Here is a 22,485-nt window from a genome sequence, read left to right on the forward strand (position 1 = left end):
CAGTTTGGAGTCCAATTCCCTACCCCAAGGAGATTGGACGTGAAGAAGCGTTTTTCCGAAGAGCAGATCATCGGCTTCCTGCGCGAAGCCGAAGCGGGCATAGCGATCAAGGACCTGTGCCGGCGGCATGGCTTCAGTGAGGCCTCGTACTATCTGTGGCGCAGCAAGTTCGGCGGCATGAGCGTGCCCGACGCCAAGCGGCTCAAGGACCTTGAGGCCGAGAACGCGCGGCTGAAGAAGTTGCTGGCCGAGCAGTTGTTCGAGAATGACCTGATCAAGGATGCTTTGCGAAAAAAGTGGTGAGCGCACCGGCGCGTCGTGCGCTGGTGCGCGAGTGGATCGGGCGTGGTGCCAGCGAGCGTCGTGCGTTGGCGGCGATCGGCATGAGCGCCAGCGCGCTGCGCTATTGCCCACGTCAAGACCGCAATGGCGAACTGCGCGAGCGCATTCTTGCGTTGGCGCATCGCCATCGCCGCTACGGCGTGGGGATGATCTATCTCAAGCTGCGACAGGAAGGACGCCTGGTGAACTACAAGCGCGTGGAGCGGTTGTATCGCGAGCAGCAGCTACAAGTCCGGCGCCGCAAGCGCAAGAAGGTACCGGTTGGCGAGCGTCAGCCGCTGCTGCGGCCAGCGCAGGCCAACCAGGTGTGGTCGATGGACTTCGTGTTCGACCGCTCCGCCGACGGCCGAGTGATCAAGTGTCTGGTGATCGTGGACGACGCAACGCACGAAGCGGTCGCCATCGAGGTGGAACGCGCGATCTCCGGGCACGGGGTTGCGCGCGTGCTGGATCGGTTGGCACACAGTCGCGGTTTACCGAAGGTGATCCGCACCGACAACGGCAAGGAGTTTTGCGGCAAAGCGATGGTCGTCTGGGCACATGCCCGTGGTGTGCAACTACGGCTAATCCAACCCGGCAAGCCAAATCAAAACGCCTATGTTGAATCGTTCAACGGCCGACTACGCGACGAATGCCTCAACGAGCACTGGTTCCCGACGTTGCTGCACGCGCGCACCGAGATCGAACGCTGGCGACGCGAATACAACGAGGACCGACCGAAGAAAGCAATTGGCGGCATGACGCCGTCCGCTTATGCCCAACATCTGGCAAACACCGATATCATCAACCCCGGACTCTAAACCCGACCGCTACTCAGGGCGGGGGGACGTCGAGCCGAGCGCAATCACCAACCGCGAATCGTTCCAAGCCGAACGCCAATCGCACCACTATAGCCAAGCGAGTGGCCAAACCGGCAACAGACGCGCCGCCCATGCGGCTGGCGCCCTCGCCCACGCTCGATGTGGACCACCTCGCCTTCGACCACCGGACCGCAGTGCATCCGGATGATATTCCGCCGAGGCGGCCTCGCAAACCCCGCACACCCACGCGCTGCACGGTGGGCTATGCATTCTACGATGCGGAGCCGGGCAGGCCGCACAGCCAGCGCATCCCCAGTGTGCGTTTGCGCGGGCTGTGACTGGAACGGTTGGGGTTTGCGGTTGGCTGCAAGCTGCGGATCACTGCGCGTAATGGCGAACTGGTGGTGACGGTGGCGGAGGATTAGCTCGCGAGTGAGTAATGCGGCCTTTCTGCACTGCTGAAACCGCACAGGGGGCTTCGCCGCCGTATCCTCACCCCCACCCCTCTCCCGCCGGGAGAGGGGCTTGATGGTGCATGCTTGAGTTCTTACGCGTAGGTGCGGGCGCGGTTTCTTCGCTCTTTGGTGCCATGCGCTCTGCAGAGGTCGCGCGAGCACTTCGTCATACTTTCAAGATGCGCTAGCTGCAGCGCTCACGCCGACTCCAGCACCCAACACCCAAACGCAGGCCCGGCCGAGTAGCCTTTCTCCGGTTCGATGCGAATCTGCAGGGTGTCGCGACCGGCGACCGTTGCTGGCAATGCGTAGTCCACATCGACGAAATCCAGGCCGCGGTTGCCGTCGAGGCGTTCGTTGGCGATGAGTTCGCCGTCGGCGAGGAGGCGGAAGCGGCGGCGGGTTTCGTCGCCCCAGTAGCGCAGGCGCAGGATGCGGGCCTGGGCGGTATTGCGCAGGGTGAAGGCCATGAAGCCGCCAGTACGCACGTCGCGGCCGGGCCGGCGGCGGTAGCTGAGCGGGTTGGAATTTTCCCCCTGCAGTGCATGCGCCTTTTCGGAGGCTTCATCGCCTAGCGCGATGCGATCGAGCGCGCGGGTGTCGAGTGCGTGTTGCGCCGCCGCTACTGCCGCCAGTTCGGTCTGGCGTTGCTGCCATGCGGCGGCGTCGCGGTGTTCCAGGTAGACCGCGCTGCGGCGGTCGAACTGGGCGTAGAACGGGGACAACTGCCACTGCTGCACGCCATCGTTGTAGACGAAGGCTGCCTTGCCCGGCACCGGCTGCAGGCGTTGCAGGATATCCTGCCCCCCGATCAATGCCGGGGTCTTGCCCGACCAGGGCTTGGCGGCATCGCCCAGATCCACGGCAAGCACCAGCGGCCCGCGCAGCACTGAGACCCAGGCGGGATCGTCCGGGGTCGCTTCCAGGCGCAGCGGCATGTCGAACGCCAGGCTCAGGGTGTCGCCGCGCTGCCAGATGCGCGTGATGCGCAGATAGCCATCGCTGGCGGCGGTATCGACAGGCTGGCCATTGAGTTGCAGGCGCGGCTGTTTCGCCCAACCTGGCACGCGCAGTGCGAGCGTGCGTTGCTCGGCCGGCGCGGCATCGATGCGCAGCGAGGCGCTGCCCTGCTCCGGCAAGGCGCTGTGCAAGGTCATGTCCAGGCCGGCGGCATCGCGCACCGTGGAGGGCACATACAAATTGACGAAGACGCCCTGCCCGTCCTGCCAGTAGATGGAATCGCCGAATTGCGCGTGCGCTTCCATGCCGCTGCCGACGCAGCACCAGAAATCGTCGAACGGCGACGACCAGCCACGCGCTTCGCCGGCCATCAGCGGTGTCATGTAGGTGAACATGCCGGTGCGTGGGTGCTGCTGCGCCATCACGTGGTTGAGCAAGGTGCGCTCGTAGTAGTCGAACAACTCCGCCTGCGGGCCCCACTGATACAGGTGGCGGGTGAGCTTGAGCATGTTGTAGCTGGCGCAATGCTCGCAGGTCTGCTCGGTGAGGAACTTCGAGATGCTGTCCGGCTGCTGGAAATATTCGCGATCGCCATTGCCGCCGATTACATAGGTGTGGTGGTCGGTAACGGTGTGCCAGAAGAAGCGCGCCGCGGCGCCGGATGCGGCATCGCCGGTGACTTCGTACTCGCGCGCAAGGCCGATCAGTTTGGGGATATTGGTATTGGAATGCTGGTGGGCCAGCTCGTCGCGCTGGGCGACCAACGGGTCGAGCACGGCGTGGTGATGCAGGCGCTGCGCCAGCGCCAGCCATTGCGCATCATCCGTACGTACATGCAGTTCGACGAACGATTCGTTGAGGCCGCCGAATTCGCACGACAACACCTTTTGCAATTGCGCCTCGTCTAGCGCGGAGAAGATGCCTTGCAGGTATCCAGCCAGACCCACCGCCACCTGCAGCGCTTGCGCGTTATCGCAATGCGCATGCACGTCGAGCAGGCCGGCGAACAATTTGTGCCACGTGTAGAGCGGTGCCCAGCTGCCGTTGAGATAGAACGGCGCCGGGTCGATCTTGCCGCGTTTAAGCTCGTCGAAGACCGCGCGCCCGCTTTCGATCTGCCCGGCTGCGTCCTTGCGCGTAAAGCCGGCCACGTAGCCATCGCCGGCATGCGCCTGGCAGCGCGCCAGTTCGCCGACCAGATACCCGGCGCGTGCGCGGCATTGCGCATCGCCGGTTTGCGCGTGCATGAGCGCCAGCGCACTGAGGTAGTGGCCGAGCGTATGCCCGGCGATGGTGTCCGCCTCCCAGCCGCCATAGGCTGGCGCCTTCGGGTCGAGGCCGGCATACAGCACGAAGTTGTGCAGCAAGCGGTCCGGCTGCAGCCGCATCAGATAGCGCCGGTTGGTGTGCAGCGCATCCAGGAACAGCGATGGCGTGAGCCTGACCTGGGCGAGCGGCACCGCGCGCACGCTGCCCGGTTGTGCAGCGCTGGCCTGGGCCGGGAACCTTAGGAAGCCGGCAGCTACCGCCAGGCTGCTCCAGGCCAGAAAGCGCCGCCGCGACAACGACGGCGTGTGGTTGCAGGTCGATTCGCTCGGGTGCGCTTCTGTCATGGGATCAGCTTAGCTCCTGATGGCGCGCATGCTCGCGCGCGTGGTCGCAACAATGCGATCGCAACTGCCCTGGCAACGCTTGCGGTGACGTGGCATTTGCACAACCGATCGCACCCGGCCACGCAGCGCAGCGAGACACCAGCGCACTCAGAACTTCACCGTCGCGCGTGCCCAGTAAAAGCGGCCGAGCAGATCGTAGGTGGCCACATCGGTGTTCGCATTGCCCACATTATTGGCGTAGTACAGCGGCGGCTGCTTGTTGGCGATGTTGTCCACGCCGACCTCAAAGCGCGTATGCCACGGCTCGACGTTATAGCCAAGCTGCAGGTTGTTGTAGACGTAGGCGCCGCTGTTGCGCACCACGGTCGGTTCGCTGGAATCGGCCGACAGGCTCTGGTCCGGATCCGAGTTGCCGATGGCGGTATGCCCCACATAACGGATGCGCCAGGTGGCGCTCCAGTCGTCCAGTGCCCAGCTGACCGTGCCCAGTGCGCGCCAGCGTGGGAAGTTGCCGTAGGCCTGGGTGTAGCGGCCCACGTTGTGGATAGTGACCGAGCTGGGGTCGGTGGTGTCGGGCAACACGTCGTAACGGGTGAGATAGGTGCCGTTGAGGCCGGCGGTGACATTGCCCCATGCCATGGCAGGCAAGCGGTAGGTCAGGTTGAAGTCCATGCCCTTGGCCCACAGCTTGCCCAGATTGACGGTGGGCTCGGCGATGTAATTGATGGTGCCGTTGCCGTTGCGATGGATCAACGCGCAGAACGCGCTGGCCGAGTTGGCGAAGCATTGATTCAGCACAGTCTGCGCCGACACCGTGGTGATGGTGTCTTCCAGATCGATGCGCCACCAGTCCGCACTCAACGACAGGCCGTCGATCCACTGCGGGTCGTACACAAATCCGACGTCGTAGGACTTACCGGTTTCCGGCTTGAGCTGGTAGCCGGCGACTGCCGCGCCGGAGACCTTGCCCGACACCTGCCCGTCCGATTGCTGGTAGCTGCCATCGGTGGGCACATTGGCGCAGGCCACCGTGTTGCCGCCGGTGTAGCCGTTACACGGGTCGTTGACGGTGGCCGCGTCGCCGGCCACGCCGGCATACAGCTCGTTGATGTTGGGTGCGCGAAACACTTGCGAGACGGTGCCGCGCAACAACAGGTTTTCGACGGGGCGGTATTCCAGCGACAGCTTGCTATTGGTCTTGCTGCCCACCGAGCTGTAGTCGGAAAAGCGCGTGCCCACGGTGATGTTCAGCGCATTGATGCCGGGCAGATCCTTGAGCAGCGGGAACAGCGCTTCGGCATAGGCCTCCTTGACATCGAAACTGCCGCTCAAGCTGGACGAGCAGAATTCGATGACCCCGCACAGGCCGTTTTCATCGCCGGTCCAGAGCGGGTCCGAGGCGGTGGTGGAGCGTTCCTTGCGGTACGAAATGCCAGCCGCCAGACTGGCCTCGCCCGCCGGCAACTCGAACAATGTGCCGTTGGCATTGGCTTCGAATTGCTTGACCGTGTACACGCTGGTGACAATGGGGTTGACCACCATGCCCTGCAACGTGGCCAGGTTGGCGCTGTCGTTGAGGTTGAAGAAATTCAACGGCGTACAGCCGGCAATCGCTGCACCCGCGCTGCCGCACTTGACCACGCCATCGCTATCCAGAAACGAGGGACCGATGGCCTGATTGAACGCGGCATAGTCGAGAAAGCCGTTGTTGATCGACTTCTGCTTGACCTTGCCGTAATTGAACGTGGCATCCCACTGCCAGGAGCTGTCGCCGAAACGGCCGCGCAGACCCGGGCTGATCTGGAAGTTATAGGTGTTGTATTGGTAGCGGCGGTTGCCCAACACGGTGGCGCGCGTATTGAGGTCGTTGTAGGAGGTGCCGGTGGTGCGATCGGTGCCGAAATTGACGCCGAACGGGTTGTAATAGCTCTGCGCCGACACCAGGATGTTGTCGCCGTTGGAAAAGATCGGAATCGGCGCAATGATCGAGGCCGATTCGGTTTTACTGAACCAGGTATTGACGTAGCCCTCGACGCTGTCGCTGAAGCGATACGTGCCCAGCAGGAAGGCATTCGTGCGTTTTTGCGGGGTCTGCAACAGGTTGAACGGCTGGTAGTTGTAGGAATCTGCAGCAGCGTTATAACAGTGGAAATCGCCAGGACTCGCCCGCCCGCTGACACCGCTGTTGAGGGTGACGCGACCGCAGCCATTGGATTGTGTAAGTAGTTGCGATTGGTCCGACCCATCATTGAAGTTGACCGTGCCGGTGGGCGTGGCCGAGGAGCCCTGCTTCACCGGTTGGCCATTGGTCAGCGCGAGCGCATCCTTGGAGTAATCGCGCGCCGCTGCCGAGACGGCATCGATGTTGTGATACGAGAGGCCACCGATCAGGCTGCCGCGCTCCCAGGTCTTGCCGGCGGTCAAGGTGAAGTTGCGGCGGTTGCCATCGCCTTCGCTACTGGTGCCGAAGTCGCTGCTGAACTGCACGCCGTCGAAGCGCGAACGCAGGATGAAGTTGACCACACCACCGATCGCATCGGAGCCGTACACCGCAGACGCACCGTCGCTGAGCACCTCGATGCGTTCGATCATGCTGGAAGGAATGGCGTTGACGTCGTTGTAAGCCAGGCGGATACCATTGACCAGCACCAGCGTGCGCTTGTCGCCCAGGCCGCGCAGCGAGATCGCCGAGGCGCCGGTGCCGCCGCCGTTGTTGGTATACGGGTTGGTCGCATTGCCGGCGATGGACGGCAGTTCCTGCAACAGATCGCCCACGGTCGCCTTGCCAGTGGCAGCGATCTGCTCCTGGCTGACGGTAACCACAGGATTGGCGGTCTCGGTATCCACCCGGCGCAAACGCGAGCCGGTGACCACCACGCTGTCCAGCGTCTGCGTCGCATCGCCACCGGCAGCTTGCTGCGCAGCCACCGGCGCAACCGCACCTGCCGACAGCACCAGCAGCAGCGCGGTGGTGAGCATGCTCGGCAACGGCCGCGTGGTGGCGCTGGTCGTGCGAGTCAGAGGCAACGGCAACATCGGCATGCAAGGCTCCTGAGTGTGACGAAAGACAAACCGTGGGCAATACCTGCCCGTGCCGGCGTACAGCGGCGCAGGGCGACGTAGATGGCAGACGTACGCTGCAACAAACCGCTGGCACGGTCGTGTTGCAGAGGCGCAGACAACGTGCGACGCAGGCGACCGAACAGTCGCGCAGCAACGCGTGTTACCGGAAAGGTGGTGCATTCCTCACTGGATGCGCTTATGCGCTCCAGTTTTCATCAGCTGGTCACAATGTGCCTGTGCGCAGACGCCACGTCTTGTCGCATTTGGCGAACGCGCATGCGGAAAACAGCATGGTTCGCAACTGAACGATCACGTGTGGCGGCATGAGCGCGCTCGAGCCCGCACGCATTGGCACCGCTTGCGGCGATGGGAGTGCAGATGAAGCTGACAACGATCGATGCGCGGACGGGGGCATTGGGCCCGATGTGCCGCGCACGTCAACTCGCTGCACGCGACCGGCAGCGCGCGCATCACCGCACCGATGCGGCCGGCGCTGCGACGTTGCGATTCCACTCCGGCGTTGGTGCCTGCTGCATCCAGCGCAGGAAGAAATCCAGCAGGCGGCGCCTGCCGTAGTCGCCACCGGCACCGTGATCGCCGCCCGGCACGACCAGCAGATCGAAATCCTTGCCGGCCTTGATCAGGCGGTCGGCCACCTGGAAGGTACTGGCCGGGTCGACATTCATGTCCATGTCGCCGGTGACCAGCAACAGATGCCCCTGCAGGCGCGCGGCGTTCTCCACATTCGACGATGCGGCGTACCACGGGCCGACCGGCCAGCCCATCCACTGTTCGTTCCACCAGATCTTGTCCATGCGGTTGTCATGGCAGCCGGAATTGGCCACACCCGCCACATAGAACTCCGGATGAAACAGCAGCGCCCCCAACGCGTTCTGCCCGCCTGCCGAGGTGCCGTACACACCGACACCGCCGCCGATGTCGTACCACGGGTAGTGCGCCGCGGCTGCCTTGTGCCAGGCGATACGATCCGGCAACCCGGCGTCCTTGAGATTGCGCCAGGCCACATCGTGGAAGGCGCGCGAGCGGTTGTTGGTGCCCATGCCATCGATGGACGCTACCGCAAACCCCATCCCGGTGAGCGATGGTGTGGCGGTGCTAAAGCTCTTGGGAACGAACGAGCCTTGCGGTCCGGCATAGATGTCTTCGACGACCCGGTAGCGCTGCTGCGGATCGAGCTGCTGCGGGCGATGGATGACGCCCCAGATCTCGGTCCTGCCGTCGCGCCCGGTGGTGTGAAACGGCAGCGGCGCCTGCCACCCTGCCGCCAGCAGGCGGGTCAGGTCGGTGCGCTCCACCGTGCGTGCCAGGCTGCCATCTGCGCTGCGCCGCAACTCCAGCACCGGGCCCAGATCCACGCGCGAGTAAAGATCCAGTAGCCAGGTTCCATCCGGCGAATAGCGCACCTCATGATCGGCAGCCAGCGGCGTCAATGCGGTAAGTCCGCGGCCATCCAGCCCGATGCGATAGGCATGGCGATAGTACGGGTCCTCGCCGGGCTGCATACCCGAGGCGGTGAAATACACCTGCCCTGCTGCTTGGTCGATGCGATCGAGCTTGCGCACCACCCAGTCGCCACGGGTGACCTGGCGAATCACCTCGCCGTTGTGGCCGTCGTACAGATACAGATGCTCCCAGCCATCGCGCTCGGATGCCCACACGATCTGCGCGCCATCGTCCAGATCCTGGCGTGCGTGCTTGCCGCCGTTCTCATGCTCGCCACTGAGCTCGGAGTATTCGATGAAGGTGGGCGATGTCTCTTCGATCAGCGTGCGCGCGGCGGCTGTGCGTGCATCCACCTCGATCACCCGGTACAGCTGGTGACCGCGTGCGTTGTATTCGAAGGTGAAACCGCGGCTGTCCTTCCACCAGACCATTTCGCTCAAGGTGAAGGCATTGGGCAGCAAGGTCATCGCCACCGGATGCGCTGCGTGCGTGGCGAGATCGAACAAGACCGGCTGCATCACCGGCAACGCATCGCCTGGCTTGGGGTAGACCTGCTGATGCAACTTCGGCTGCACCTGATCGGTGGGCGCCGACTCGATGTAATAGACCATGCGCGGCGGCGGTGCCTTGACCCGATATGCCGCCAGATGCTGCGAATCCGGCGACCACACCACGCTGTCGAGTGCGTAGTAGTCATCCGTGCTGCCGTCGTGGCTGAGCACGCTGCGCTCGTGACTGCCAACCGGCGCGATGACCAGATTGCCCTGCTCCACCCAGGCACGCCAGCGGCCATCCGGCGATGTCCTGGCCTGGCGTTCGCCCTGCTTGAGCGGCAGGCGCATGTCCATCGATTCGGCCGGCAGGTCGCGTTCGGGCAGGTGCGCGCAGCGATAGCGCAGCAAATCGCATTGCCAGCCCAGTTTCGCCAACTGGAAGCTCAGGCGCTGCTGTTCCAGGATGGGCTCGTCAAGCTGCAGTCGCGCTGCGTCGACCGCCTTGGCACCGGCCTGCGTCAATGCTGCGGCCAGCCGCGCGTGATCGAAGGCCAGTGTGTTGCGGCCACTGGCCGCCTCCACCAGGCGGTATTCGATCGCCGGCAGCTGCGCGCTGCGCGCCACTCCACGCCGATAGAGAAAATGCCCGGCATCCACCCACACCGGCGCCGTAGGCTGCCGGTCCACCAGCGAGGCGTAGTGATCGGACAAGCCCATGGCCTGCGTGTACTGCGCCGGCGTGGGAGCGGAGAGTGGCGCCGCAGTCACCGGCACGATGTGCGCCAGTGCGAGAGACACGCACCAGATTGCGATGGTGCGTAAGCGCATGGAAGGGATGTGTGGCACCTGTGACCTCACCGAAGGTTCGAGAAGACAGCGTGGCGTTGATGGACGATGGCTGGGCCGCTGACTGCAATCGCTGCGCAGACACACACCAGGGACGGTGCGGCAGGCCGTCGGGTAGAGCAGACGCGACGGCTGCACACGTGCGCCACATCTCCTGGCCATGCGTGGTCATTCACGTCAGCGCGACTGAAACACTTGGACACGTTCGCAAGGCACGCGCGGCCAGCACGCAAAAGCCGATGTGTCACCCCCACCGGTGCACTCCACTGCCTGCGCACCGTCAGCCAACGTTCGACTGCCGCATGCGGCGCTTTGTCGGCTGCTTCACGGCGCATCGCAACGCTGGCTGTCAGCGGCCGTGGCAGAGGGCAGGCGGTGTGGCTGTGGTGCCAGCACTTCCCATTCCTGCACTGCCAGCGCGGCATAGCTGGCCGCGTTGCCAGAGGCGTCCATGACCACACGCACGCAGCGCGTTGTCACCGGCGCGAACGACACCGCTTCTTCGTGATCGGGACGCGTGCCATACCCATCGCGCGGCTGCACGGGCTGCCATCGCCCAGCGTTCCGATATTCCAGATGCCAACGCGCTGGCGGTGCCACGCCGACGTCGGCACCGGCCGGGTGGTCGGCCCAGAACACGATGCGCGTGCGATCCACGGTGATCGGTTGCGCCCAGCTGTACTGCAGCCATTGCTGCGGTGGATTGTTGTCCGTCCAGCTGGCCCACATCTCCGGTGGCAATGGATTGGCCTTGACCACGCCGTCGTTGAGCGCGGCAATCCAGTACTGCACCGGAATGTCCGGGCCATTGGACGCGGTGGCGTAGGCCGATGGCGCCTGATTGCGCGTGGGCGGCGCGGGAGGCGTTGGACGCCGCGTCGGCACCACGGTGCGGATGCTGGCCGGCTGCGTGCTGTCGTCCCATTCCAGCCGGTCGATCGCCACGCTGCGGCGGAAATGCCCGCCGCCCTGTGCGTCGGCGGTGTGATACACCAGATACCACTGCCGCTGAAATTCGACGATGCCCGGATGCGAGGTGGTCGAGGACACCGGCGGCAATACGATGCCGCGGTACGTCCATGGCCCTAGCGGAGTGGGTGCGCTCGCGTAGGCGATGCAGGCGTGATACAGCGTGGGCGTGCATGGCGAAAGACGTCCGGCGTTGTTGGCCGCATATGCCAGGTAGTAGGTGCCCTTGCGCTTGAATAGCCAGGGCGCTTCGAAATACCCGTCCAGCGTGTCCACCAGGACCGGCGTGCCCTTGAAAGTGACCATGTCGCGCTGCAGCTCCACGCCGTACAACGCGCCGAAGGTGCCCCAATACAGATACACCCGTCCGTCATCGTCGACCATCACGGTCGGGTCGATGTTCTGGATATCGTTGCGGCCCGGCACCGACTGCGAGACCACCGGACCTTGCGGATGCGCATCGGTCCACGGGCCAAGCGGACTGTCGGCCACCGCTACGCCGATCGCGAATGGGTCGGCATTGGGCGAATCGCGCTGCTGCACTGGTGCATACAGGTAATAGCGCCCATCCGGGCCCTGCACGATCTGCGACGCGTAGGCATAGCGCTTGTCTGCCCAGGCAAAGACCTGCTGGGGTCGCAGCAGATCGCGGTAGTGGATCCAGTCGCCGCTGGCCGGATCGCTGCTGACGAACAGTTGCCAGCCAGGCATGACGAACGCATTGAGATTGGGAGCCGCGGTGTCGCGGCCGGCAATGATGTACAGCTTGCCATCGGCCACCAGCGGCGCAGGGTCGGCGGAATATTCGCTGCCATCGGCGAGGATGGGATTGCCCGGCGCATGCAACCACGTTCCCTGCGGCGGCTGCATGGCACAGGCCGGAGCGCTGGCCAGCAACAACCCGCACGTCAGCACCAGCAACCGTGAGAACGTACGCGTCATGGCGCGGCCGCCTTGATCTGCACCACCAGCGGCACCGACACGTTACCGGTGGGTGCACGCCCTTGCGCCGTGCCGGTGAGCTGGAGTTCGCCGGGCTGTGCGTAACGCGCGGGCTGCAACGTGGGCCATTGCACCGGCAAGCGTTCACGCGAGCCGTCGTTGTATTGCACCGTGACGAAGCCCGGTAACGTCGGTGCATGCCCGACCACCGCGGTCACCGTCGGCAACGGCTGCACGGTATTGATCTGCCCCGGTGGCGTTGCGCGCACCCAGATGGTGGCCTTGACGGGAATCGCACCTTCGACCAGGCCTTGCAGTTCCACTGCACCTTCGCGGCCCAGGCGGCTGGCGGCAAGCTCGGACCATTGCACGGCCACCGGCAGCACACTGCCATCGGCAAAGAAGGCGGTGATCTCCTGCGGCAGCGTCGGCAGTTGCCCGGGGGCCGTGCGCAGATGGATCGCCTCCACCTGTTTGGGCAGCTCGGACAGCGCCTGCCATTCGTCCACCCCAATGGCGGCGTGTCCGTTGGCGGTGGTCTGGGTCGTCAACACCACGCGCAGCGCGGTGGTGACCACCGGCGCAAAGCTGGCGGTGCTCGCCGCGCCGGTCGCCGCTGCCGCAATCGGGTAGCCGCTCTTGCTGACGATGTCCTGCCAACGTCCGTCCTGCAGCATCTGCAACTTCCAGCCGGCAGGCGCGGCGACTCCGCCGTTGGGCTGGTCGTTCCACAGGTAGAGCGCACTGGAGGACAGCCGCACCGGGCGCGGCCACTGATACTGCAACCACACCGTTGCCGGCTGGTCGAGCCCATAGCTGCCCCAGCGCAGGCTGCCACTGGGGAAGCTACCTGCCTGCGGGATGAACCCATCGTTCAAGGCCTGCACGCGGTACTGCATGCCGGTGAGTTGCGCACTGACACTGGCCATGGCCTGCAATGAAATGCTCTGCAGCGGGCGCGAGGCCGGTGCGCTGACCTGCACATCGGCATGCCCCATCAGCGCCCCGTCGTTCGCAGCCAGACGCAAGATGTAGTGCCCGGCACGTGTGAAACGCACGGATGTCTGCAGCGCAGCGGCATCGGCAAACACGGCATCGCCGCTTTCCGGCGCCTGCTGCACGCGCCAGCGCACCTGCAGCGTGCCATTGGGCAAGCCGTCATCGCCAACGCGCCCTTGCACCACCACCGCGCCATCGGCGCCCGGCGTATCCAGCTGCCATGCCTGTACCTGCGGCGGCGTGTTGCCCACGGACGCCGGTGCCGGCAAACCGCTGTCGAACAGCTGGATTTCCTTGATGCCGGTGCGCGCCGTACCGGCATGCGTCACCACCACGCGCAGCGCTGCCGCATGGATTGCCGGGAAGCGCACCCGGTTGCGATTGCCCTCCGCCATCGTGGCATCGCGTACCTGCCCGGGAACGTTCTTCCACACACCGCTGCCATCGCGGTATTGCACGGCGTAGATCCACGGTGCCGCGTAGCCAGGCCGCGTCCCGGACGGAAAGCCATTCTGATCCCCGCCCGGCGAGGAACTGCGATAGAAGTACAGCACTACCTGATCCAGCGTGCGCGTGCCGCCCAGGTCCAGCGCGATCCAGTCGCTGGCCGATGGCGAGCCCGCGGTGCCCCAGAACGGCGTACTGGCGGTACTGCCATCCACCGCCGCCGTTGCCGGCAACCCGGCGGCGGCAAAACTGGCGCTGACACGCGCCCCCTGCGCCAGGTTGCGGCTATGCGCTGGCGGCAGCGTCACATCCACACCGGCCTTGGCCAGGATCTGCGCCACCCGCGTGCCCGCAGCGAACGGTACCTGCGTCATCGACGCCAGTGCCGCGGGATGGGCTTGGAGCACTTGCGCTGCGCCATTGCGATTGACCGCATCCGGCGCGGCACTGACCTGCCCGCTGGCCGGGTCGTAGATCACGTGTGCCAGCCGATCCACGCAGAACGCCAGGCGGCCATCGAGATAGACGCTGTAGCCCTTCGGCACACGGCCACCGTAGTGGCTGCCATCGCGATCCCAGACGATGCTCAGGTTGCGGTCGCGATAGCGCAGATTGTCGGCGGCGAAATGGTCCCAGCCGATATCGATCGGATACAGCTCGATCTTGTCGTCGCTGCGCGGGCGAAAACCCATTGCATCCTCGATCATGCTGAAGTTGGTCGCGCCCAGCTGGGTATGGTGGATCCAGGAGCGATAACCGATCTTGCCGCCGCGGCCGGCAGTGCCCTTGGCCCAGAATTCGTTCTGGTCCGGATAGCGGTTGTCGCCGTTGATAAAGGGCGCCCAGGCGTTCCAGTAGAGCAATTTGCGATAGCTCTGCGCGTTCAGATACGGGCTGGGGTAATCGCGCAAGGCCGAGCCGAACAGGCGAAACGCCACGGTGGCATTGATGGTGGAAAAATTATTGCTGCCCACATCGGCGCCGCTGCCGCGCGCCTGCATGTCCACCTGGTTGGCGGTGTAGAACGGAAACAGCGGGTATTGCGCCGCGTCGGCAAACAGCCGCAACGCGCGCACGTACTTGGGGTCGTAGTCGGCATCGCCCTGCTTGGGCATCAGGCCCACGCTGAAGGGATAGTAGTTGTTGGTTTCCTTCCAATCGACCGCCAGCCGCGGCCCGTCGGCCTGGCGATGCTTGAGCAGATCGCCGTACAGGCCGACCGAGTCGGGGGCATCGCTGCGATCCTGCCACAACACCTCCAGCACCGCCTTGCGAATGCGGCGCGCGGTGGCCTGCATGCGCTGTGCGGTCGCCGTATCGCCCGCGAGCGTCGCCGCCTGCGCCGCTGCCTGCGCATTGGCATACACGTAGGCGCTCTCGGTGCGGTCCATGCGGATCTGGCCGTGCTGGTCGGCCCAATCGAACGACACCGCATCGGCATCGTTGCCGGTCATTGCCGCCCAGTCGTATTCGATCAGCCCATTGTGGTTGAGATCGTAGGCCGCCAGCACGCCGTCCACGTCACCGCTGCCATAGCGTGCCAGCTTGCCCGCCAGCGTCGCCGGCCCGCCGTGAATCTGCATCGACCGCCATGCTGCGGCCGTGATGTATTGCGCGTAGGAATTGGACCAGTTCTCCGGCGAGCCAGGGTTGTCGGTGTACTTGCCACCGCCCGCGGTTTCGCCCGCACTGAGCCAGGTGCCATAGGCATACAGCGGATTGCGCAGGTATTTCAGATCGTCCAGGAACATGCCGGCGGTCAGCACGATGGAATTGTCGTAGCCAAGCACACCCTCGATGGCGACCGGGAACTGGTAATCGTTGCCGGGCACATTGGCATCGAGGAAGTTGAAGCGCAGTACCCACCAGCGATAGAACAGGCTCTTGCTGATGTTCTCGTTGGGCGTGTCCAGGTATGGCAGGTTGTCCACCCACCAGCGGTTATAGCTGGCCACGTGCTGCTGGTAGGCCTGCTGCGGCGTTTGCGCGGCAATGCGCGTGTACTCGGCGCGGGTTTCGGGCAACTCGCGGGTGAGCATGCCGAGCTGCACCTTGACTGGCGCGGTTTCGCCGCTCGCGGGGATGTCGATATCGCGCACCAGACGCTGCCCCTCGACATGGAAGCCATCGCCGGACAGACGGGGGAAGACCGTCGTGATGTGGTTGTACGCGTCAAATGCACCGGTCAGCTCATTGCCGTCGGCGTGCGGGGCGATCGGCGAGACTGCTTGCAGCGATACCGTATGCGCCGCACCGTCCAGGCTGGACAGCACCACGCTGGCCACCGCCACGTTCTGCTCGGTGATGTACTTGACCAGCTGCATGCGCACGCCGGCGCCGGCGTCTTCGAACACCGTCGTGAAATAACTCGGCGTCTGCCGCCGCTGCTGCGCACGCTCCTTCCATTGCACATGACGCTTGCCCAGCGTGGCATGGATGTGGAACAGCGCGTCGTAATCGGTGGAGTGCCAATACGCCACCTGCCCGACGAATCCCGGCGCATCTGGCGCGTGATAGCTCAGGTATGCGGCGCGGCCACGGGTAAACAACCAGTCGTTGTGATCGTCGAAACCACCGCCAGTTCCCTCGCGGGCCAGCAGGCGGTCGATCCAGAAATCGTTGCCGGGCGCCTGCCCTGCCCCGTGCGCGACATCGGCCGCGTAGATGCGTGCCAGTTGTCCGCCGGGCGCAAACGGCACCGCGGTGGGAGGCATCGGGTGGTCCAGGCCGCGGAAGAGCGGCTCGCCGATCATTGCGTTGGGCTGGGCGATCGGCGCTTCCTGTGCGACTGCAAGTGACCAGCCCAGCATGATGCATGCCCACAACAGCCCAGCCACGCCGGTGCGCCGCGTCACGCGCAACCAGCGCCGGTGCCGCGCCAGAAACGACTTCCAGCGTAACTCCCTCATGACATCCATCCCATTAACGTGCAAGACAGCGCGATCGATGCGGCGGCTGGCGCGCATCGGACGATAGACAGCTGCGGTACTCCCCGCTGCATCGCAAACCGATGTGATGCAGCCGTCTCACCATAGTTGTTTGCGCTGGCGACACCCGCGTCAACACGAAGTGCAGCGATGCAAAGCGAACCTCGCTGTGCGTGCTTCGCAACCACACGCACCGACTGTTGCAAATGACGCGAACCGCCGGCCGCGCCTGCCGGCTGACGCAGGCCGTGCAGGTCAACTGAAGCTCTCCGCCAGGTCCACGCAGCGTCGCTCGATGCGGCATGTCCCGCGCGTCCACTGCGTTGCAGATGCACCGTCTACTCTGCCTAATCCCTGCCGGCTGCCTTTCTAGACGTGCTAGAACTCCACTCGCAGCCGGCTCCAGACATAGCGCCCGAGCGTGTCGTAGGTGCTCGCTTCGGTATTGGCCGCATTGGAGTAGCTGTAGAACCGTGGCGGCTTGCGGTCGCCCAGATTGTCGACGCCCACCGCCAGCGTGCTATGCAGCGATGCGATCTTCCGGCTCAACGAGGCGTCGTGATACACCACCGAGCCAATCGGGAAATACGCGCAACTGCCATCGGCATTGGTGTCGACGCAGAAATTTTCGTACTGGCTACCGTTGACCGTGCGGCCCAGATAGCGGGTGTTCCAGCTTGCATGCCACGGGCCGCTGTCCCAGGTCAAATTGGCCACGGCACGCCAGCGCGGCATGTTGCCCCAGCTGGAATTTTCGCCGACGTAATTATGCGGATCGCCCGCAAAGCGATAGCTGGAGAAGAACGTTGCATCCAGCCCCGTCGCAAACGTGCCCCAGGCGGTGTCGGCCAGCGTGTAATGAATGCCGGCGTCGTAGCCGCGAATATCGACCTTGCCGCTGTTGTACGCGAACGGCACCGACACCCGCGTCAGCTGTCCGGTGGCATCGCGCTGAATCAGCGGACAGAAGGCCGCTTCGCTGCCGTCGAAGCAATCGCTGACGACCTGCTGGTAGCCGACACCGGTCAGCATGTCGTCCAGCACGACCCGCCAGCTGTCGACGTTGAGCGACAGCCCGCGCACCTGATCCGGGTCATAGACCAACCCGACATTGTAGGAGCGGCCACGCTCGGGCTTGAGCTTGAAGCCCACGTTATTGGCGCCGGAGGTCACCACGTTGAACTGCGCGGTGTTGGTGAAGCTGCCATCGTTGGGCACGTTCGCGCAGGCCGGATTGGGTGCGCCGGTAAAGCCTGTGCACGGGTCCTGGAAATCGCCGGTGTTGTCGATCACGCTGTTGTAGGGCGAGCCATACAAATCGCCCAGCGCCGGCGCCCTGAACACCTGCGAGCCGGTGGCACGCACCAAGAGATTCGCAATCGGCCGCCATTCGATCGCAACCTTGCTGTTGGTGGTGTTGCCCCAGGCGTCGTAGTTGGAATAGCGCGAGCCCAGGTTCAGGTTCAACACGTTTGCGAACGGCACGTCCTTCAACAGCGGCACCAGCAATTCCGCATAGGCTTCCCTGACCGACTCCTCGCGCCCCTGCTTGAGGATGCAGCCATCGTTGTAGTCGCAATTGCAATCGGCATCGGCAGCGGCCACGTCGCTGGTCGTCCCCTGCGCGAACTTGTTGGTGCGATACACCAGGCCGACGGCCGCCTGCACCCTTCCGGCCGGCAGCTTGAACAGATCGCCATTGGCGCTGATATCGACAAAGCGCATCTGGCTTTCGTCGATCAGATCCACCGGCCGCTGCGTGCCACGCAATGCGGCGATGGTGGCCGGGTCGCTGGGGTTGAAAACATTGATCGGCGTGCAGCCGACGATCACGGCGCCCGGCGCGCCGCATTTCACGACCCCGTCGCTGTCCAGGAACGAAGCGCCTACCGCGTTATTCAACGCCGAGGTGATCGAAAAACCGGTGCGCACCAAGGTGTCCTTGTAGCGCGCATAGCCAGCCGCCGCATCCCACTGCCAGCTAGTGCCATCCACGCGCCCGCGCACGCCGGCCACGACATTGGTCTGGAACATGGTGGAGGTGTAGACGCGCGTGTTGGCCTGCGGCGAGCGCAGATAGTAGGCGTCCAGTTGATCGCCGAACGGGTTGTAGTAGTTGTCTACCGCGTCCGGCATTTCCAGCCCGTAGGCATCCAAGCGCGAGACCGTCTTGCTGCGCGTCCAGAACACGTCCATGTAGCCCTGCACGCTGGGGGTGAAGTCGAAACTGCCGTGCAGCGAGGCATTGGTGCGCTTGATCGGGGTGATCAGGTACTGCGCGTCGTAGACGTTGTAGCTGTCGGTGGCGCGATTGTAGGGGCGAAAAGCCTCTTCGCCGACCGGACCCGGCGCGACGCCGTCCACCGGCGTCAGCACGCGCCCGTCGGTCAGGAAGGCACGGGTGTTGGCGCCGCGAACCTCGCTGACCTGCCCATCGAGATATTCCACCGCCTTGGCCGCATAACTGCGGTCGCGATTGAACACCGGGTTCATCGAGTTTTGGCTGAGCCCCACGATCAGCCCACCGCGGTCCCAGGTCTTGCCCCATTCCAGCCCGAGCGTGCGTCGATTGGCATCGCCATGCGTACTCTGCGCGTAGTCCGCGGTGGCGGCGAATCCGTCGTACTTGTCCTTGAGGATGACATTGACCACGCCGCCGATCGCATCGGAGCCGTATACCGACGACGCTCCATCGGTGAGCACTTCCACGCGCTCCACCATCGCGGCGGGGATTGCGTTGACGTCCACGCCGGGCGCCGACGCCACGCTGCTGGCAGGCCCTGCCATGCGATGGCCGTTGACCAGCACCAACGTGCGCTCGGGCCCGAGATTGCGGAGCGACACCAGCGCGCGGCCGTGACTGAAGTTGGAGTTGAGCGCAGGCCCGGTCTGGAAGCCGGCCATCATCGGCAAGCGCTGCAGCAGCTGCCCCAGCGTGTTCTGCCCGCTGTCTTCGATACGCTGCCGGTCGATCACCACGACCGGGCTGGCGGTTTCGGCGTCGACGCGGCGCAGATGGGTGCCGGTGACGTTGATCTGATCCAGCGTCTGGGTGGCTTCGTCTGCACCATCGCCACGCTGTTGCGCGGCGGCCGGCACGGCGGCGACCGCCAGTGCAAACAGCAGCGCGTTGACGAGCCGGGTGGTCTGCAAGACGCGTCGTTTGGGAACAACAGCAGGGCGGCTGGACGACATCGGAAATCCTTGTACTGACACAGGGTACGGCCCACCTTCCTGCATGACCGCGCACGGCCAAGCCGCACCGCCGCGGCGCACAGATGGAGGGAACGATCACGACAGAGACTGCACCGGCCTGCCGTCTCAACGGCAGGTCTCTCCGCATGCAAGGACGGCAACTGCAACGACACCGCTCTCCCCTGAGAGCGCATGCTTGGCACACGCGTTACGTTAAAAAAATCTTGCGACAACGCCACTGCGCCGTCTTGACGAATTTAGGCGGGACGCATGCGGAAAATCGCGTGCTTGCGCCTGCTTTCGGGCATGCCTGCATTGCCCAAACAGCGACATCTCGGCACGATCATGCGATGTGCCCTGGTCTCTGTGATCGACCACAGCACCTGCATGCGAACAGCGAAGCGGCACTGCGGTGCGCTCTGTCCAGCAACACTGCAACAACGGCAACAACGGCAACGCCTGATCATCGCATCGCCGTTGTCAGGCGTACCACGCCTGCACCTTCACCAGTGCAGCAGCGCCAGGCAAGGCCACCCGATCTGCATGCGGGCCCTGCACTCGCGCCGGTCTACCATCGACCAGCACGCGCTGCAGGCGTGTGCCTGCGGGTGTGCGCAAGGTGAGCCAGGTACGTGCAGGTGCGCGTTCCGGCAACTGCACGTCGGCACGGATGCAACGCGCCGCAGTCTCGGTGCGCAGCGTCAAGGTGACCGTGCCCCAGCGCGTTGGCGCTGCAGTGATGCCCACCGGCGCACCGCTGCCCAGCCACGCGCGCGGCAGCGCACGCGCGAGAAACAACTGATCGCCGGCGCCATCGTCGCTGACCAGCATCCAGCGCAGCAGCAAGGGGATGGTCATCTGCGCCGGTATGCAGAACAACGGCATGCCGCCGGTGATGCCGCTGACTTCCCCGGCCGTCCAACTGCCGCGCGTGTGCACCTGATAACGATGCGCGTAGACGAACAACAGATATTCTTCGATGCGATCCAGCCGCAGCAGCTGTTGCGCGTAGCCGTAGGAAATGAAACCGAGCAGATCGCGGCTGCCCGGCTCCGGCGGTGCGATGTTGGCCACCACGCCAATGCTGGTGCCGCCGTGGCCACGCAGGCAATCGATCACCAGGTGGGCCAGATCGTCCGGCAACACATCGGCTTGCAGCAGTTCGGCATATGCACGGTGCGGCCATTGCTGTTCGCTGGGCTTTTCCTGCAGCAACGATTGGCGGAAGGTCAATGTAGTACCGGGCAACGGGCCCACGTACGGCGGGGAGAGGTCGCGACGCACGTTGGCACGCAGGCTGGCTTCCAGCCGCGTACGCAGCTGCTTGGCGCGGCGTTGCCATTGCGCGGCCTGGCCGGCATCGCCATCAAGTGTGCTCCACACCTGTGCGATGTCTTCCCAGCCGCGAATGGTCAGCGCGCTGTTGGCAAAATACGGTTTCCACCATCGCGATGGATCGGGAAACAGGCAGGCATCGGATTCGTTCCAGCCGTGCAGCAGCCCATGCCCATGCGCCGTGCGCGGCAATGCCAGCGCCTGGTCGTGCAAGGCGCACAACACCTGCGCGGTGGCGGCGATCTTGGGCAGCAGACGGCGCAGCCGTGGCGCATCGCCGGTGTAACGCAGATACCGCGCCAGCAACGACAAGGTGAGCCCGAACTGCCCGACTTCCGGCCCGCGCATGTTCGGCAGGCCATCGTCCTGCACGAACTCATCGAAGTAGTTATCGAGTACCGCCGCGGCTTGTGCAAAACGTCCCCACTCAAGATTGGCATACAGCGAGCTGGTCAACGTGTCCTGGAAGCCGTCGTATTCGTTGCCGTAGTAGTCGCGTTCCACCGCGCCATACTTGGGGTAATCGCCGCCGGGACGCACCACCAGCTCGCGCGCAAACGCGAACTGCGCCATGTCGTTCCAGCTGGCATCGGGAAATTGCGCCTGCACGGTGCCGTCCAGTGCCTGCTGCCAATACGCAGCAAAATCGATCAGTGCCGCGTAGAACTGTTCGGCGGTGGCGGCGCTGCGCGAGGGCGCAAATTCCGGGTAGCTATGCGTGTAGTGCACCGCGACGATGGCGCCGGCTTTCACCTTCATCGTGCGGTGCCAGGTTTGCACCACGAAGCGATCGCGTGCCCGCACGTCGGCAAACACCAGCACGTCGTACCAGCTGTCGGGCTCGCCCTCGCGGCGCATCACCTTGCGCACCGCCGGCATCCAGCCACCAAGCATGCCCTCTTCGCGGCGTTTGATCAGCGCCTCTTCGCCCAGTTCGGCAAACGCGTGTTCCGGCCGCCAGGTGCGGCTGCGGCCGTTGGGCAGGATGGGCATGGTGTCCAGGCTTTCGCGTGTACCGACGAACGTGGTCCACGGCCAGCGCCCGCCATTGTCCTTGGGATCGAGCAAGGAGGCGGGCGGCGGTGCCACCTCGCGCACCTGTGCCTCGTCCGGGTCGCCATCGTGCAGCAGGCGGTCGGCCAGCAGGTCGGCTTCGGCCATGGCCACCTGCGCCAGCGGCAGCCCGAAATACGGCGTGCCCGCGGCCGGATACGCCGGCTCGGTGCGCTTGTCCAGCCGCAGCATGCCGCTGTCGCTCCACAACGTGAGCTGGCCTTGCGCATCGTCCAGATGCTCGTAGACGGTCCAATGCTGCTGCAGGTGGGTGAAGCTGCACAACGCGCTACCGACATGCGCGGCCGAAGGCAGCGGCTCCAGGCGGGGCAGTGCCGGCGCCGGCGGCGTGCTCGCAGCCGGCGCCGTGGCCGGCGTTGCCAGCGCGGCACCTGCACCGACCGCCGCGGTGGCCGCCATGCCCTGACGCAGAAAGGTTCTACGGTCCATCGTTGCTCCCTCGAATGATCGTGGCCCATCGTGCGCGCGTTCATGCACGACGTCTTGTGACAGCGGTCGGACACCCGTGCGGAAATCCGCACATCACGCCCAGGCGGTGACTGCCTGCCGCCGTCCGCGCC

At 64.8% G+C, this 22,485-nt stretch carries 8 protein-coding genes and 1 pseudogene; 2 read left to right on the plus strand and 7 right to left on the minus strand.

The features are described from left to right. The first annotated feature begins 39 nt into the window (after positions 1-39). Together ACCQ15_RS12975 and ACCQ15_RS12980 are read left to right on the plus strand one after the other, a co-directional pair. A protein-coding gene (locus ACCQ15_RS12975; protein WP_372380639.1) for an IS3-like element IS1389-B family transposase occupies positions 40-1,142 on the plus strand; the annotation gives its coding sequence in 2 pieces (ribosomal slippage) (positions 40-298 and positions 298-1,142; 1,104 coding nt in all). Positions 1,143-1,273: 131 nt separating this feature from the next. Continuing rightward, positions 1,274-1,567 (plus strand): annotated as a pseudogene (locus ACCQ15_RS12980) (SymE family type I addiction module toxin). 227 nt (positions 1,568-1,794) lie between these two features. Here ACCQ15_RS12980 and ACCQ15_RS12985 read toward each other — a convergent pair. The 7 genes from ACCQ15_RS12985 to ACCQ15_RS13015 all read right to left on the minus strand — a co-directional run bounded on the left by ACCQ15_RS12985 (position 1,795) and on the right by ACCQ15_RS13015 (position 22,354). Next, positions 1,795-4,170, minus strand: coding sequence for a beta-L-arabinofuranosidase domain-containing protein (locus ACCQ15_RS12985; RefSeq protein ID WP_372380640.1), 2,376 nt, complete (start codon positions 4,168-4,170; stop codon positions 1,795-1,797). Between the two features lie 147 nt (positions 4,171-4,317). Further along, entirely contained in the window at positions 4,318-7,212 is a 2,895-nt protein-coding gene (locus ACCQ15_RS12990) for a TonB-dependent receptor domain-containing protein (RefSeq protein ID WP_372380641.1), read from the minus strand. Positions 7,213-7,703: 491 nt separating this feature from the next. Continuing rightward, the gene (locus ACCQ15_RS12995) at positions 7,704-10,019 is read right to left on the minus strand and encodes a S9 family peptidase (protein ID WP_372380642.1); all 2,316 of its coding nucleotides are present in this window, start codon (positions 10,017-10,019) and stop codon (positions 7,704-7,706) included. A 342-nt stretch (positions 10,020-10,361) separates the two neighbouring features. Continuing rightward, positions 10,362-11,948 (minus strand): family 43 glycosylhydrolase, encoded by a 1,587-nt coding sequence (locus ACCQ15_RS13000; protein ID WP_071117925.1) that lies wholly within the window; start codon positions 11,946-11,948, stop codon positions 10,362-10,364. After that, positions 11,945-16,303 (minus strand): Ig-like domain-containing protein, encoded by a 4,359-nt coding sequence (locus ACCQ15_RS13005; protein ID WP_372380643.1) that lies wholly within the window; start codon positions 16,301-16,303, stop codon positions 11,945-11,947. The genes ACCQ15_RS13000 and ACCQ15_RS13005 overlap by 4 nt, the downstream gene beginning before the upstream one ends. Before the next feature lie 396 nt (positions 16,304-16,699). Then, a complete protein-coding gene (locus tag ACCQ15_RS13010; protein ID WP_372380644.1) occupies positions 16,700-19,516 on the minus strand; it encodes a TonB-dependent receptor domain-containing protein in 2,817 nt (938 codons plus the stop codon). Positions 19,517-19,996: 480 nt separating this feature from the next. Beyond that, positions 19,997-22,354: a glucosidase family protein gene (locus ACCQ15_RS13015; RefSeq protein WP_372380645.1), complete on the minus strand. Its 2,358-nt coding sequence runs from the start codon at positions 22,352-22,354 to the stop codon at positions 19,997-19,999. Positions 22,355-22,485: the final 131 nt, after the last annotated feature.

Origin of the sequence: Xanthomonas sp. NCPPB 1754 (assembly GCF_041475725.2) — a bacterium.
Classification (GTDB): domain Bacteria; phylum Pseudomonadota; class Gammaproteobacteria; order Xanthomonadales; family Xanthomonadaceae; genus Xanthomonas; species Xanthomonas euvesicatoria.